Source organism: Pontixanthobacter sp. CEM42 (assembly GCF_017812015.1).
Lineage (GTDB): Bacteria > Pseudomonadota > Alphaproteobacteria > Sphingomonadales > Sphingomonadaceae > Pontixanthobacter.
The window spans coordinates 508,913-522,846 of record NZ_JADQTN010000002.1 but is presented as its reverse complement, the minus strand read 5'-3'; the positions used below and the strand labels follow the sequence as shown (position 1 = coordinate 522,846).

At 57.0% G+C, this 13,934-nt stretch carries 15 protein-coding genes; 5 read left to right on the top strand and 10 right to left on the bottom strand.

The window, feature by feature from the left end; all coding sequences use genetic code 11:
* From J9777_RS12525 to J9777_RS12510, 4 genes are all read right to left on the bottom strand, one after another.
* Positions 1-1,194 carry an efflux RND transporter periplasmic adaptor subunit gene (locus J9777_RS12525; protein WP_209349150.1) on the bottom strand — a complete coding sequence of 398 codons (1,194 nt, stop codon included), beginning with the start codon at positions 1,192-1,194 and terminating at the stop codon, positions 1-3.
* A 269-nt stretch (positions 1,195-1,463) separates the two neighbouring features.
* Positions 1,464-1,730 (bottom strand): GlsB/YeaQ/YmgE family stress response membrane protein, encoded by a 267-nt coding sequence (locus tag J9777_RS12520; RefSeq protein ID WP_209349149.1) that lies wholly within the window; start codon positions 1,728-1,730, stop codon positions 1,464-1,466.
* Positions 1,731-1,925: 195 nt separating this feature from the next.
* Entirely contained in the window at positions 1,926-2,225 is a 300-nt protein-coding gene (locus tag J9777_RS12515) for a DUF1153 domain-containing protein (RefSeq protein WP_160605021.1), read from the bottom strand.
* A complete protein-coding gene (locus tag J9777_RS12510) occupies positions 2,225-2,527 on the bottom strand; it encodes a hypothetical protein (protein ID WP_209349148.1) in 303 nt (100 codons plus the stop codon). The genes J9777_RS12515 and J9777_RS12510 overlap by 1 nt, the downstream gene beginning before the upstream one ends.
* 148 nt (positions 2,528-2,675) lie before the next feature.
* Here J9777_RS12510 and mnmA point away from each other — a divergent pair, with 148 nt between their 5' ends.
* Complete coding sequence (gene mnmA / locus J9777_RS12505) at positions 2,676-3,821, top strand: tRNA 2-thiouridine(34) synthase MnmA (RefSeq protein WP_209349147.1); 1,146 nt, start codon at positions 2,676-2,678, stop codon at positions 3,819-3,821.
* A gap of 6 nt (positions 3,822-3,827) precedes the next feature.
* Here mnmA and J9777_RS12500 read toward each other — a convergent pair whose 3' ends face one another.
* The gene (locus tag J9777_RS12500) at positions 3,828-4,178 is read right to left on the bottom strand and encodes a hypothetical protein (RefSeq protein ID WP_209349146.1); all 351 of its coding nucleotides are present in this window, start codon (positions 4,176-4,178) and stop codon (positions 3,828-3,830) included.
* Between the two features lie 35 nt (positions 4,179-4,213).
* Between J9777_RS12500 and J9777_RS12495 the strand changes: the two genes are divergently transcribed.
* Positions 4,214-5,350, top strand: coding sequence for a serine hydrolase (locus J9777_RS12495; RefSeq protein ID WP_209349145.1), 1,137 nt, complete (start codon positions 4,214-4,216; stop codon positions 5,348-5,350).
* On the opposite strand, the gene J9777_RS12490 is transcribed toward J9777_RS12495, so the two are convergent.
* The 3 genes from J9777_RS12490 to pdxH are packed head-to-tail and all read right to left on the bottom strand — an operon-like array spanning position 5,335 to position 7,693.
* Complete coding sequence (locus J9777_RS12490) at positions 5,335-6,147, bottom strand: PhzF family phenazine biosynthesis protein (RefSeq protein ID WP_209349144.1); 813 nt, start codon at positions 6,145-6,147, stop codon at positions 5,335-5,337. The two genes, J9777_RS12495 and J9777_RS12490, sit on opposite strands and share 16 nt — an antisense overlap.
* Positions 6,147-7,088: a cation diffusion facilitator family transporter gene (locus J9777_RS12485; RefSeq protein ID WP_209349143.1), complete on the bottom strand. Its 942-nt coding sequence runs from the start codon at positions 7,086-7,088 to the stop codon at positions 6,147-6,149. The genes J9777_RS12490 and J9777_RS12485 overlap by 1 nt, the downstream gene beginning before the upstream one ends.
* Positions 7,085-7,693: a pyridoxamine 5'-phosphate oxidase gene (gene pdxH, locus J9777_RS12480; RefSeq protein WP_209349142.1), complete on the bottom strand. Its 609-nt coding sequence runs from the start codon at positions 7,691-7,693 to the stop codon at positions 7,085-7,087. Before pdxH ends, J9777_RS12485 begins: the two co-directional genes overlap by 4 nt.
* A gap of 94 nt (positions 7,694-7,787) precedes the next feature.
* Here pdxH and J9777_RS12475 point away from each other — a divergent pair, with 94 nt between their 5' ends.
* The 3 genes from J9777_RS12475 to fabI all read left to right on the top strand — a co-directional run bounded on the left by J9777_RS12475 (position 7,788) and on the right by fabI (position 10,569).
* Positions 7,788-8,756, top strand: a complete 969-nt coding sequence (locus J9777_RS12475) for a DnaJ C-terminal domain-containing protein (RefSeq protein WP_209349141.1) — start codon at positions 7,788-7,790, stop codon at positions 8,754-8,756.
* 131 nt (positions 8,757-8,887) lie between these two features.
* Entirely contained in the window at positions 8,888-9,769 is an 882-nt protein-coding gene (locus J9777_RS12470; RefSeq protein ID WP_209349567.1) for a YihY/virulence factor BrkB family protein, read from the top strand.
* Entirely contained in the window at positions 9,766-10,569 is an 804-nt protein-coding gene (fabI, locus tag J9777_RS12465; protein WP_209349140.1) for an enoyl-ACP reductase FabI, read from the top strand. The genes J9777_RS12470 and fabI overlap by 4 nt, the downstream gene beginning before the upstream one ends.
* 21 nt (positions 10,570-10,590) lie before the next feature.
* On the opposite strand, the gene J9777_RS12460 is transcribed toward fabI, so the two are convergent.
* Positions 10,591-11,763, bottom strand: coding sequence for a hypothetical protein (locus J9777_RS12460; protein ID WP_209349139.1), 1,173 nt, complete (start codon positions 11,761-11,763; stop codon positions 10,591-10,593).
* A gap of 1 nt (position 11,764) precedes the next feature.
* Positions 11,765-13,924 carry a polysaccharide biosynthesis tyrosine autokinase gene (locus J9777_RS12455; protein WP_209349138.1) on the bottom strand — a complete coding sequence of 720 codons (2,160 nt, stop codon included), beginning with the start codon at positions 13,922-13,924 and terminating at the stop codon, positions 11,765-11,767.
* Between the last annotated feature and the right edge of the window lie 10 nt (positions 13,925-13,934).

Genomic DNA, 13,934 nt, shown 5'->3' with positions numbered 1-13,934 from the left:
TTAGCTTTCGCTCGTTTCGGCCTTTTGCGGCCTCACTGATTCACCTGGGGTCAAGAAGCCGCCGGCCCGAAGAACGATGGACTCTGTACCATCGAGACCGTCGGTTACGGCAATGCCTTCATTGGTTACAATGCCGGTCGTTACCGCGCGGCGCTGCGCCTTATTCTCTGCATCGATCACGTAGACATAGGCACCCTCGCTGTCGGACAGGATTGCCGATTCGGGCAGAACGGTAGCAACCACGGTTCCGCTTGCGATCGTCGCGCTGGCAAAACCGCCGGGACGAAGCTCTCTCGCATAGGGCAGAGCGATCCGCGCCATGCCTTGGCGGTTTTGCGGATCAATCGTAGGGGACACCTGCCAAACTTGGCCTGTGAAAGTCTTGTCGCTTCCGGTCGGAACAACTTGCGCCGATACGCCCGCAGAAATCTTCGCAAGATCGGATTCGCTTAGGCGCGCCATCATTTCCATCTCGCCGCCTTTAGCGATGCGGAAAAGTGGGCCCGATCCGGCGCTGACCACTTGGCCAGGTTCGGTATTGCGTTCCAGCACAAGGCCGGAAGCAGGTGCCGTCACACTGAGCCTGCTATTGCTTGCGCGAATTTGATTGAGCTGTGCCTTGGCCACATTGACTTGCGCCACTGCCCGATCGCGTGTCGCGGTAAGGCGATCCACATCAGCTTTACTGACAAAGCCGCGCTCGACCAGTTGTAGCGAGCGATCCAGATTGGCCTGTGCCAAGCGAGCATCAGATTCGGCCACTTCAACCGAAGCTGCCGCACTGGCAGCTTGTTGGTTTTGCACTGATCGATCGATTGATGCGAGGACTTGTCCCTGCCGGACCCAAGTACCTGCGTCGACATATACCTGCACGACTTTGCCGCCCGCACCATCAATGCCGACAGGCAATTCGCGGCGCGCAGCTAGCGTTCCTGTCGCAACAATCTCGCCCGCAACTGTGGCGCGGCCCGGCGTGACAACGGTAATTGCCGCGCCCTGCTCCTCACGCTCGTCGGCGACTTCAGCAGTGCCGCCAGTGATCAGGAAATATGCAAGGCCCGCAGCAACGACCAACACAGCCATGATGATCGCAGCCAATTTCACCTTGCTGCGCCCCTCGCTTGGCGCAGTGCCAGCAAGTTTGTCGCTTGAGTATTCGCCGCTATCGGCCTGCACGGTAGTTTCGTAATTCATTGTCTATCCTGATCGTCCATACCGCTTCGAATTGCAGGTGTGTTACACATATATATCACCACATGCAATATCCTGCGTAATCTTAGCCTTTGGCCTTAGACCTGCCGTGTGCCGCAGAGCAATGAATCGCTCGACAGGTGACGTCTAGGGCCGACGAACTGTCGGATTTTAGACACAGAGCGTCTCTGCTGCGCAGAAAAGTCAGCCGAAAACAAAAAGGGCGGGAAAGCCGAAGCTCCCCGCCCTTTTAATTATGCTGGTGCTAGTTTTTAGCGAACGCGCCCGCGCTGGACGAGATTGACGATACCGAGCAGCACGATTGCGCCGACTACAGCAACGCCCAGACCAGTCAGCGAGAATTCTTTCACGCTACCGACAATGCCGAATTGATTGGCGATCACATTACCGATCACCGAACCAACACAACCGACGACGATGTTCCAAAAAATGCCCATCGACGCGTCACGGTTCATGACCATGCTTGCGAGCCAACCGGCCACACCACCAACGATGAGTGCTATGATCCAACCTACCATACTGAATTCCTCCTGTTTATTCTGCTTTGCTTTCAGACCACTAACGGATGAAACAGCAAAGCGGTTCCCCAGCTTTTTCGCCGGGAACAGGGGGTTCAATAGAGAATTTGTCGGGTTTGGCCAATCGGACGGATGATATTGGCCGATTGCGGGTCAGAAGTTGGGGATCAGAAGCTGGAAATCAGGATCCGGGTATCAGTATTTCAGCTGACGCTCATAAAGGTCGCGGTAGTGCTGGATACGCGTGACGCGCAGGCCTTGCATCCCCGAACGGTCCACTGCACGCTGCCAAGAGGCGAATTCTTCCAGCGTTAGTGTGTAGCGCTCAAGCACTTCGTCGATCGTCAGCAATCCGCCATTTACGGCAGCAACGACTTCCGCCTTGCGGCGTACAACCCAGCGTTTTGTCTCTGGCGGAGGCAAATCGTCGATCGAGAGCGGCTCCCCTAGAGGGCCGATAACCTTGTCTGGACGGATTTTCTGATTCTCGATCATTACAACTCTCTGTCGCCTGTTTCCGCATCCTGTGCGGCTGGAGACATCTTTGCCTCGTGGGGTTTGCAATCGGCTAAAGCATCAGGGTTAACGCGGGAGCCGGTTTCGTTAAGGTTCACCGATTGCTCGGTAGAAAAATTTGCGAAGTTCCCGCCACCGGTCATTTTGCGCCGCGCGTAAACGCCGCGCAGATCGCGTGCAGCCGCCAGACGCGCTACGAGAACGGGCCACTCAAGTGGCTGTAATGCAGCGCCTTCTGCCGGTTTTGTAAAACCGTTTTCGGTGAGGTTTCCTTCGAACATGAGACCGCTCTAGGACCCTATAGTCAAGATCAGGTAAAGCGCGGCTTTACTGGTGGTTAGGATTACCGAAGACAAAGTAAACGCGCCCTTCGCTGGCGCACGCAACTGAGTCTGGCGGCGCGTGCATCTCCGGTGTATGGGCGCGCATATGGACGCAACCACCCTCTTTGACCCTGCGCTCGATACGGCAGGATTGTTCGATCTGACACGCCCGGCAAAGGATAGCCGGATCGTTGTTGCGATGTCGGGCGGTGTCGATTCGTCGGTCGTCGCCGCGCTTGCTGCTTCGACTGGTGCGGAAGTGATCGGCATCACTTTGCAGCTTTATGATTATGGGGCTGCGACGGGCCGCAAGGGCGCATGCTGTGCAGGCGATGATATCAGCGATGCCCGCGCAGTGGCGGACCGCCTAGGTGTCGCGCACTATGTATTCGATCACGAAAGCGCCTTCCGCGAAGATGTGGTCGAACAATTCGCCGATGATTATCTGGCAGGCAGAACGCCAGTTCCCTGCATTCGCTGCAATATGGGTCCGAAATTCACCGATCTGCTGCGCATGGCAAAAGAGCTTGACGCAGATTGTCTGGCGACCGGTCATTATGTCCGGCGCATGATGGGACCAGCCGGGCCAGAGCTACATCGCGCTATCGATCCTGCACGCGACCAATCATACTTCCTATATGCGACTACTGAACAGCAGCTCGACTATATTCGCTATCCTTTAGGCGGATTGCCCAAGACGGTCGTACGCGAACTGGCGGAGCAAGCAGGATTACGTAACGCTGCGAAACCCGACAGTCAGGACATTTGCTTCGTCCCCGATGGTGATTACGCCAAGATCGTCCGCTCGCTGCGCCCCGAAGGCGGCGAACCGGGCGCGATTGTCCATGCGCAAACAGGCGAGGAGCTCGGCCGTCACAAAGGCGTGATCCATTATACTGTCGGCCAGCGCCGCGGGTTGGAAATCGGCGGATTGCCAGAACCACTCTATGTCGTCGGTCTCGATGCCGCGAAAGCCGAAGTCCATGTCGGCCCCAAGATTATGCTGGCAGTGCATTCGGCGCAAATCATCGAAACCAACCGCATCGGCCCACTTCCTGACACCCCACTGACTGCAAAAGTGCGCTCACTATCGAAGCCTGTGCCGATCACATTAGAAGGCCCACTTGGCGATGGAGCTGCAACCACTATCCGATTCGAGCAGCCCGAATTCGGCGTGGCTCCGGGACAGGCTGCAGTCATATATGCGGGCGAGCGAGTCGTTGGCGGCGGCTGGATCGACGGAACTGACTAAGCGCGATCAGTCGCGCCACTCCTCCATCACACAGCCATAACCCTCGCGGTAAGTTGCAGTTTCTGAAATGATCAGCGGGAAGCGCGCGGTGACGCTTTTCGCATCGACGTCTTCTTTCAGCGTCACAAATTCCATACCCGGCAGCTGGTCTTTCTTGCAATCGTCCAAGCTGCGCCTCGCCACAAAACGGCACGAGCAAGCGACTCGCGCTGAATAGGCTGCCCCCGCGCCGGCATAGCCTGTGATCGGTGTGCGGTAGAACCACGCGGCAGCTGCCAGCACAATTGCGATCAACAACAGCACCCACGGCCAACGCCGCGATTTCCTGGTCGATTGTGCCGCTCTTGTTTTAGCCATTGCCAAGTGATTTCCTGTGCGCGAGTGATACGCCCATGATTGAACGCAAAGTGTTTCGTACCGCAGCCCTTATCGCGAGCCTTGGCCTGATGCCAAGCCTTACCGCATGTTCGGATGCTCCGCCGGTTGAGCAACCCCTATCAGAAGAAGCCCTGAGCGTTGTTGCTGAGGACGCTGGTGCACCAAAGGATCAGCTTGCACGGCAAATCGATGATCTCTTCACCAAAGAGGAATTGGGCGAAACCCGCGCTTTGCTCGTAATGCATGGCGGAACCATCGCGGCAGAGCGCTATGCCGATGGGTATGATGCGGATACGCGATTTGTAAGCTGGTCGATGGCCAAGACTGTCACTGCGGTAATGATCGGAATGCTCGTCGCTGACGGTCGCTTGCGGCTCGACGAATCAGTGCCCGAACCGCGCTGGAGCCAGACCGGCGATCCGCGTGGAGAAATCACTCTGCGGCAATTGCTCCAGATGCGCTCAGGTCTGCGCCATACCGAAGCAGGCGATCCGCCTTACAATTCTTCCGAGGTACAGATGCTGTTCCGCGAAGGGCGCGACGATATGGCCGATTGGGCTACCTCGCAGCCGCTTGAGGCGGAACCTGGCGCGAAGTTTGAATATTCAAGCAACACTACGGTGATCTTGGCAGACATCGCCGCCCGCGTGCTCACCAAAAGTACCAATCCTGATGCGCGGCGCGAAGCCGTCGATACTTTCCTGCGAACGCGTCTATTTGGACCATTGGGGATGGACTCGATGGTGCCCGAATATGATGCAAACGGTACGCTAATCGGTGGCAGCCTGATGCACGCAACCGCACGCGATTGGGGTAAGTTCGGCGAGTTTCTGCGCAACAAGGGGTCGTTTCGCGGATCGCAGTTGATCCCGCGCAAGTGGATTACGTTCATGACAACACCGAGCCCGCGCTCTGGATTCTACGGCGGACAGACATGGCTTAACAAAGAATCGGGCTTGGACCGTGACGAGCAGCTACAAGATCGCGGACCCGATACGATGTTCGCTGCGATCGGCCATATGGGTCAGTATGTTCTGGTTTCGCCCGAACAGAAGCTGACTGTCGTTAGGCTCGGCCATTCGAGTGCCGACGACCGCAAGCGGATGCTGCAAGAATTGCTCGATGTGGTCGAACTCTATCCCGAAACGTAGAATTTTCCTTCGGCCACCGTGGTGCATTTGCCACCAAGCCAGACTCTGTCTCCATCGAGCCGGCAATTGAGATAACCCCCGCGCTGGGACGCTTGATATGCCGTGAAGCTATCACGCCCCAACCGCTCCGCCCAGAATGGCGTGAGTGCCGCGTGCGCTGAACCGGTTACGCTGTCTTCATCAACACCAGCACCCGGGACGAATACGCGGCTAATCACATCCGTATCTTCGCCCGGCGCGGTGCAGGCAAACTGTTCGACACCAAACTCGCCCAATGCGCGTAGATCAGGATCAAGCGCGCGCACCTGATCGGCAGTCTCAAACAGGAAAAGGTTGTAGAGCGTGTCGTTCCGATGGACGAGAACAGGCTTCCCGCCGAGCAATGCGACGGCTTCGGGATATGGCTTCGGCGCAGTCGGAATAGCAGGCAGTCCAACTTCATAATCCTCACCGGATCTCCTGACCTCAAGGATGCCAGATTTCCTCGTCCGGAATCTAATTCCGTCGCCGCCATCCCGACTTAACAGAACATGGCCGCTGGCGAGCGTGGCGTGGCCGCACAAAGCGATCTCATATGTCGGGGTGCACCAGCGCAATTCCCAATCGGCCTCGCCTGTTTCGTCCTTTACCACGAATGCAGTTTCGGCGAACATGTTCTCGGTGCCGATCTGGATGAGGACATTATCGGGGAGCCATTCATCGAGAACCATCACTGCCGCCTGATTCCCCACAAACGGGCGATCAGCGAACGCATCGATGTGGTAATACGGTATTGCGGTTGCAGAAGGGGAGACCATCAGTCTTTCTCCAATTTTTCAAACTCATTATTTTCGACCAGCGGATTGCCCGGCTCATCGACATGCCCCTCAGGGTCGATGTGGATCAATAGCTCCATATTCGGGAAATGGCTGCCAAGATCGTCTTCCACGCGTTCAATAATGTCATGCGCTTCATCGACAGTCATCGAACCGGGCAAGTCGACATGGAACTGCACAAAATCCTGCGTCCCGCTGGTCCGTGTTCGCAAATCATGGAGATTGCTGAGTTCAGGGTGCTTGGCGGCCAGTTCCACAAAGCGCAACCGCTTCTCCTCCGGCCATTCGCGATCCATCAAATTGTCGACCGCCTCGCTCGCTGCACGCCATGCGCCCCGCAAAAGCCACGCAGCAATTGCCAGACCAAATAGCGGATCTGCTTTTGCGAAGCCTGCGAATTGATCCAGTACGAGGGCGGCGATCACCGCCAGATTAAGAAGCAGGTCCGATTGGTAATGCACATGGTCCGCATTGATCGCGACCGAACCCGTGCGTTTGATCACATGGCGTTGCCACACAAGGAGCCCGAGAGTCGCAATGATCGCTATTACTGACACACCGATGCCTTCGGCGGCCGAGCTTGTCCGCCCGCCCTCTGCGAGCCGAACGACAGCGCGAAACGCAATCGCTGCGGCGGACAGAGCAATCAGCATCACTTGGAACATCGCCGACAGCGACTCGGCCTTGCCGTGACCGAAGCGGTGGTTTTCATCGGCTGGTTGCGCGGCAATCCACACCCCGATCAGCGTCGCAATGCTAGCCACCATATCGAGCGCGCTATCGGCAAGACTGCCCAGCATGGCCGTCGAGCCGGTCTGGATGCTCGCCCATAGCTTCAACCCGACCAAAAAAACCGCGACCGCAATCGATGCAAATGCCGCACTCTTGGTCAGATCGGCGCGTCGGGCGGCTTCTTCACTCATGGGTAAAGCAATGTGTCGCGCCACCCGTCGCCGTCGCGCTCAAAACGGCGGCGATCATGCAAGCGATTGGGGCGATCAAGCCAGAACTCGAATGCGGCCGGTTTTACGGTAAAGCCGGTCCAATGTGGTGGTCGGTCGACTTGCCCACCAGCGAAACGCTCTTCGGCAGCCTTGAAGCGCTCGACAAACGTCGCCCGCTTAGGCAGCGGGCGCGACTGGTCCGATGCGACCGCGCCCAATTGCGAATCACGTGACCGGCTGCGGAAGTATGCGTCAGCGACGTCAGCGCTTATCTCTTCCAAAGCGCCTTCGATACGGATTTGCCGGCGCAGCGATTTCCAATGAAACAGCAACGCAGCCTGCGCATTGGCGCGAATTTCACCGCCTTTGCGGCTTTCTGCATTGGTGTAAAACGTAAAGCCTTCCGGTCCGTGACTTTTAAGTAGCACCATTCGCACAGAGGGGGCTGCATCCGGTGTGGCGGTGGCCAGCGCCATCGCATTCGAATCGTTAGGTTCGCTCTCGCGTGCCTCGGCGAACCATGTGCTGAAGATCGCAAACGGGTCGCTCGAAGGGACAACACTTTGAAGTTGATCAATGCTCATGGCGCTTCCTTACTGTGGCCCGCCCTATGTTGGAAGCATTGGCCGAATGACAACGGCGCTTGCGCCAAGTGACTGTAGCACCTAGCTAACACGCATGGCCGATCCTTATACAACTCTGGGTGTAGCGCGCGGTGCGTCCGAGAAGGACATCAAGAGCGCCTATCGCAAGCTCGCGAAAGAGCTGCACCCTGATAAGAACAAAGACAATCCCAAAGCCACCGAGCGTTTTTCGGCGGCTACCAACGCTTATGATCTGCTGTCTGACAAAAACAAGCGCGCGCAGTTCGATCGCGGCGAGATTGATGCAGATGGCAATCCGACCAATCCGTTTGGCGGAATGGGAGGGGGCTTCGGCGGTGGCCGACGATCGCACCAAGGCGGCTTCAGCGCACGTGATTTCGAGAATATGCAGCCCGAAGGCGTCGATCTCGGCGATATTTTCGAAGGGCTATTCGGCGGCGGCATGGGCGGATCGCGCGGTGCACCCCCGGGCTCTGGGCGTGGCCCCTCGGGATTCGGGCGCGGCCCTTCACCTCCGCCACGTAAAGGCGCGGACATTCCCTATCGCTTGCGCGTGGCTTTCACCGAAGCAGCAAGCCGCGCAGATCAGCGGATCACGTTGGCGGATGGCAAGACCATCGATTTGAAACTGCCAGCCGGTGTCGAAGACGGCACGCAAATGCGGCTCAAAGGCAAAGGCGAGAAAGGTCCGGGTGGAGCTGGTGACGGACTGGTCACTATCTCGATCGACAAGCATGGCTTTTTCCGGCGCGATGGACATGATGTGCGGATGGATTTGCCCATTACACTCAACGAGGCGGTTGACGGCGCGAAGGTGAAAGTGCCCACGGTCGATGGGCCTGTAATGATGACATTGAAGCCGGGCACCAATGGCGGAACTGTGCTGCGCCTCAAAGGCAAGGGCTTCTCCAAGAAAAACGGGCAGCGCGGCGATCAGCTCGTCACGCTTGAAATCATTTTGCCGATAGATCTGCCGGAACTGGCCAAGCGCCTCGATGGTTGGCAAGATGACAGCAATCCGCGCGGCGAAATGGGCATTTGACCCAGCCGTAACTTTCGAGGGGCCCGGTCATCAGCGAACTTCCGCATGCTGACAAACGAACAAGAACGTCTCTGACGCCCGAAGCGCGGCGCAGGAAGCGCGATTTGCTTCGTGACGGACTCCAGCAAACCATGGGCCCGGGCTCTCGCACATTCGAAGTTATCAAGCGCACGGCATCGGGCGCTTGGAATGACGGCTTCATTCATGCGGGCAATCTTGCTTACATGGCGATGCTGGCACTCTTTCCGTTTTTTATCCTCGGGGCTGCGATCTTCTCTGCCATTGGTGAGGAAAGCGAGCGAGCGGCCACGATCGAAGCGATCCTGTTCGCACTCCCACCAGTGGTCGGCAACGTAATCGAGCCTGTCGCGCGCGATGTCATCCAATCGCGTAGCGGTTGGTTGCTTTGGGCTGGCGGCGCGGTTGGCTTGTGGACGGCATCCAGTCTCGTCGAGACGATCCGCGATTTGCTGCGGCGCGCCTATGGGACCGAAGCGACGTTAGCCTTCTGGCGCTACCGGCTGCTGTCTTTCGGCATTATCATGGCTGCGGTGTCGCTGCTGATGCTGTCGCTGATTGCGCAGTTTCTGATTGGTACCGCACAGCAAGTTATCGCAGCCTATCTGCCGTGGTGGGACGATGTGATGTCGCAATTATCGCTGTCACGGATTATCCCAGCGCTCGGCCTCTATGGGTCAATTTTTCTACTGTTCATAACCTTGACGCCAGAGGCATATCGCGGACGGCGATATCCCAAATGGCCCGGGGCGGTCGTAGTCACCCTATGGTGGGTTGGCGTGACCATCGCGTTGCCACCGGTGTTGAAGCAGTTTTTTGCCTATGACCTAACTTACGGCAGCTTGGCCGGAATCATGATCGCGCTTTTCTTTTTCTGGCTTGTCGGCTTAGGGATGGTAGTCGGGGCAGAACTCAATGCGGCGTTGGCGGAACCTTCCGAAGAGGATACAGCGCCGGATGCCGTAACGGAAAAAATGGAAGGTGATTCAGAATGAGCGGATTGATGGCGGGAAAACGCGGCCTGATCATGGGACTTGCCAATGACAAGTCGCTCGCGTGGGGGATCGCCAAGCAACTTCGCGAACAGGGTGCCGAGCTGGCTTTTACTTATCAGGGTGAGGCACTGGCCAAACGCGTAAAACCTCTCGCCGAACAGCTCGGATCAGATTTTACTTTTGAATGCGATGTGTCTGAAATGGATGCGCTTGATACCGCATTCGACACGCTGAAAGGCCGGTGGGAAACAATTGACTTCGTCGTCCATGCGATTGGCTTTTCCGACAAGAACGAGCTGCGCGGAAAATATGTCGATACCAGCCTCGACAATTTTCTGATGACAATGAACATCTCTGCGTACAGCCTTGTGGCCGTAGCCAAACGCGCAGCCGAAATGATGCCCAATGGCGGTTCGATTGTGACGCTGACATATTACGGCGCGGAGAAAGTGATTCCTCACTACAACGTGATGGGCGTAGCCAAGGCAGCACTTGAAACCAGCGTTCAATATCTGGCGAACGATCTGGGGCCGCAGAACATCCGTGTGAATGCGATCTCTGCCGGGCCGATCAAGACACTCGCAGCCAGCGGGATTGGTGACTTCCGCTACATCCTCAAGTGGAATGAGCTCAATTCGCCGCTTCGCCGCAATGTGACGATTGACGATGTCGGTGGATCTGGACTGTATTTCCTTTCAGACCTCTCATCGGGTGTGACCGGCGAAACACATCATGTCGATGCGGGCTACCATGTAGTCGGTATGAAGCAGGAAGATGCGCCCGATATAGCTCTAGACTGAGCGCGTTAAACCACGGGCATCTCAGTTCTGGACGATTTCCAAAGCGTCCAGATTGCCACGGATCGACGACCGACCGGACCATGCACGTGCATGAACCGTCAGCAACACAGACGTGCATTGCGCCGGCGCAGCCCGAACGCGGAAGCCGTGTGGTCGGATGCGGAAGGGTTCGTCGAAGAAAGGCTCTTCGGCGCCGGGGCAACGCAATTGAAGGCGCACGTCTTTCACTTGCTCTGCCGGTGCGAGTGTATGCGCAACACGGATCGTGAACGGACCCGTCGGCGACGTGACGAGCCGTTCCGCAATGGGACCACCTTTGCCGCCCCTGACAAATATCTCCAACTCGGTCGCGCTGCCGCCCAATTGCGCCCGAAAGCCGGCTTCGTCTGCCAGTTTCCAGTCGAAGGGCGGGAATTCGGAAATCCAATCAAGCGTGGCATTTTCGCCCGGAACCGTGGTGTCGCGTCCGGTGGCCGAGGCAAAAATACGGCGTGCTTGTTCTACTTCGCCGGCCGCGACAAGGCCGTCAATCAAGCGTCGATCCACCTCCGGATCGACCTTGCCCTGAGACAAGCGCAGCTTTGCTAGGTTTGGAATCGCCGCCGGATTTCGCGAAGCCGCTTTCAGGAAATCATCATGCCACTCTTCGTCGCGATCAAGAATACCCGCCAGAGCTGGTAAGGCCGCGTCGTCACCCAGCGCCTGCATCAAAATCGGAAAGAAGCTGGCCTTCTGCTCCGGGTGAACGCGCAGGATGCTGTTGAGCGTATCCAATGTGCCAACATAGTCTTTGCGGGCCACTTGGCCCTCCAGGACCAAGCCCTGAAGCAAGAGGTCACGCCGGTTGAGCTCGGTCGCGGCGTTCAGAAGCTGTTGTTTGTCGGTGGCGTCGGATTCACCAATGGCTAGGATCGCCAAGGCTTTAGGGGCCAGAGGATCATGGGCAAAGGCACGACGTGCCGTTTCTGCTGCTGCCATGGCAGCAGGGACAATGTCCGCCTCTGTTTTGACGGTCGATGTAAATTCACGCGCAGCGAGTTGCTCCACCGCAAGTCCGTTGAGCGGGAACAATTGCGCCGCATAGATCGGTTGCTTGCGAGTGAGAACACTGCTCGCAGCCTGAAGGAATGCCAGCGCGGCGATGATCAGAACAAGCACCGTAACCGCGACTAAACGAGCAGGCCGTATCGCCATCTTAGCTCTCTAAGCGGCTTCGTTCGTCCGCACCGTCGCCATAACCGTAGCCATAACCGTAGCCATAACCATAACCATAGCCATAGGCCGAGTTGCGCTGATCAAGCTTGGTCACCAGCGCTCCAAATATTCGGGCATTGGCCGATTTGAGTCGTAGCAGAGCGTTCTCAACGGCGCGGATATTTACCCCGTTGGATTCGATCACATAGACAACGCCTTCGACCGATTTGGACACCTCAAGCGCGTCGGCAAGGCCCAACACAGGCGCGCCGTCGACAATCACTTGGTCATAGGTTTCAAGCGCCTTTTCAACGACGTCTTTCAAACCTGGTCCAGCGAGCAGCTCAACTGGGTTTGGTGGGCGAAGGCCCGTCGGCAAGATGTCAAAGCCATGCGGGTCAACAGGCACAACAGCGGCTGAAAGTTGATCGTTGCCGCTCAGCATGGAGCTAAGCCCCAGATCGGAATTCGAGTTAATACCGATGAAGTCGCTCAGACCCGAATGCCGCAGATCGGCATCGATCAACAGTACCTTCTTGCCCAATTGGACAAAACTGCGCGCCAGAGCGACCGAGGAAATACTCTTACCTTCATTCGGCCGCGTACTGGTCAGCATGAGCGAGCGCGGCGCACCGTTGGACGTAAGGAACGCCATATTCGTCCGTGCAGCAGCATAAGCCTCGCTGATTTCCGAACTACGCCGTTGCAATTCTTCCACGATATCGTCCGATTCGACGCGCGGGATAAGGCCAAGCGGTGACAGGCCAAGACGGCGGCTAACATCCGATGGGTCGCGGACCGTCTGATCCATCGTTTCGCGAATATAGACCAATGCCGCGGCAACGAGCAGCGCAGCCACCAACCCAATAAGCAAATTGCGAATCAGCGACGGTGCGTACGGTCCACCTGGCGGTGTCGCCGAATCGATCAGCGCCATGTTGTTCTTGCCAGCGCCCGCAGCTTCGAGTTCCTTATAACGCTGCAACAGCGCGTCATACAGTTGGCGGTTAGTATCAACTTCGCGCTTCAAGATGCCGTATTGAATGCCCTGACCCTGCTGGCCTAGGAAGGTATTCTTCGACTCTTGTAGCTTGGCACGGAGCGAATCTTCTTGCAGGCGCGCCTTGTTGAAAGCTGCCTGAAGGTCGCGATTATCAACTGCACTTTCGCCGTCAAGCGCTTGCCGCAAAGATGCGATTTCCGCTTCTTTGGAGCGAATTTCAGGATAGGCTGGGCCGAATTTTGAACGCAACTCAGCCAGTTGCGACTGCGCTTCTGCCAAGCGGCTACGTAAGCCAGCGGCGGCTGCGGCGCCGGTTTCATTTCGCGCACCGGCCCGAAGTGCGCTCTGTGCTTGAATCCGTTCCGTAGTAGCCTGCGCCAAAGCCTCATTGAGCGCGGTTAGTTCCGCGCCAACAAGCGTCTGCGTTGCCGTTTCAGAGCCTTCGCCATCGCCGCCGGCCGCCAAAATCACAATACCATTGGCATTAGCGTAATCGATCAGTTCACGTTCGGACAGAGCCAGTCGTTCACGCAGTTCTTCAATCTGCTCTTCGAGGAATTCGCGCGCCTCGATATTGGCGCCAAAGCGTTTCTCATAATTAGCGTCGAGGAATTCCTTGGCCCACAGATTTGCGATGCGCGAAGAGACCTCAGCGTTCGAACTGGAAAAGCTGATATCAACCAAGTTGGAACTGGTGACCGGGGCAATCGTAATATTGCCGCGCAAGATATTCTGCAGTCGAGCAGGCGACAAATTACCTGATTCTTTTAAGTCGAACGCAGCAAGAAACTGCTCATCACGTGCCAAATTGCCGGCTTCGACCACGCGCTGAGCGAGGAATTTCGACTCGAGCAGTTCATATTGCGTGGCGAGATATTGAAGGGTTGCCCCCCGGTTTTCGATCTCGATCGGTTCCGCATCAGTGATGTTCTGCCGGACCAGCGAAATCTCGATCCGCGAGGTCGCTCGGAACTTTTCAGTTGCAATCAAAGTGGCGGCTAAGCCAGCAATAAGGCCGAGAGCGATAATGCCAAGCAGCCAATATTTCAGGTTGAGCGCCTGAATCCAAAAACGCTCCAGATCAATCGAGAACGTGTTGGGCGTCTCGTCCACAGGGCCAGTCGGATAGCCATTATCGACGGAAGAAGAATTGGTCATCTTAGCTCGC

Coding starts and splice junctions, on each gene's coding strand:
- J9777_RS12495 (WP_209349145.1), top strand. CDS start 4,214: ATGATTGAACGCAAAGTGTTTCGTACCGCAGCCCTTATCGCGAGCCTT.
- J9777_RS12455 (WP_209349138.1), bottom strand. CDS start 13,924: ATGACCAATTCTTCTTCCGTCGATAATGGCTATCCGACTGGCCCTGTG.
- J9777_RS12525 (WP_209349150.1), bottom strand. CDS start 1,194: ATGAATTACGAAACTACCGTGCAGGCCGATAGCGGCGAATACTCAAGC.
- J9777_RS12520 (WP_209349149.1), bottom strand. CDS start 1,730: ATGGTAGGTTGGATCATAGCACTCATCGTTGGTGGTGTGGCCGGTTGG.
- J9777_RS12490 (WP_209349144.1), bottom strand. CDS start 6,147: ATGGTCTCCCCTTCTGCAACCGCAATACCGTATTACCACATCGATGCG.
- pdxH (WP_209349142.1), bottom strand. CDS start 7,693: ATGAGCATTGATCAACTTCAAAGTGTTGTCCCTTCGAGCGACCCGTTT.
- J9777_RS12485 (WP_209349143.1), bottom strand. CDS start 7,088: ATGAGTGAAGAAGCCGCCCGACGCGCCGATCTGACCAAGAGTGCGGCA.
- J9777_RS12460 (WP_209349139.1), bottom strand. CDS start 11,763: ATGGCGATACGGCCTGCTCGTTTAGTCGCGGTTACGGTGCTTGTTCTG.
- mnmA (WP_209349147.1), top strand. CDS start 2,676: ATGGACGCAACCACCCTCTTTGACCCTGCGCTCGATACGGCAGGATTG.
- J9777_RS12475 (WP_209349141.1), top strand. CDS start 7,788: ATGGCCGATCCTTATACAACTCTGGGTGTAGCGCGCGGTGCGTCCGAG.
- J9777_RS12510 (WP_209349148.1), bottom strand. CDS start 2,527: ATGTTCGAAGGAAACCTCACCGAAAACGGTTTTACAAAACCGGCAGAA.
- J9777_RS12500 (WP_209349146.1), bottom strand. CDS start 4,178: ATGGCTAAAACAAGAGCGGCACAATCGACCAGGAAATCGCGGCGTTGG.
- J9777_RS12515 (WP_160605021.1), bottom strand. CDS start 2,225: ATGATCGAGAATCAGAAAATCCGTCCAGACAAGGTTATCGGCCCTCTA.
- J9777_RS12470 (WP_209349567.1), top strand. CDS start 8,888: ATGGGCCCGGGCTCTCGCACATTCGAAGTTATCAAGCGCACGGCATCG.
- fabI (WP_209349140.1), top strand. CDS start 9,766: ATGAGCGGATTGATGGCGGGAAAACGCGGCCTGATCATGGGACTTGCC.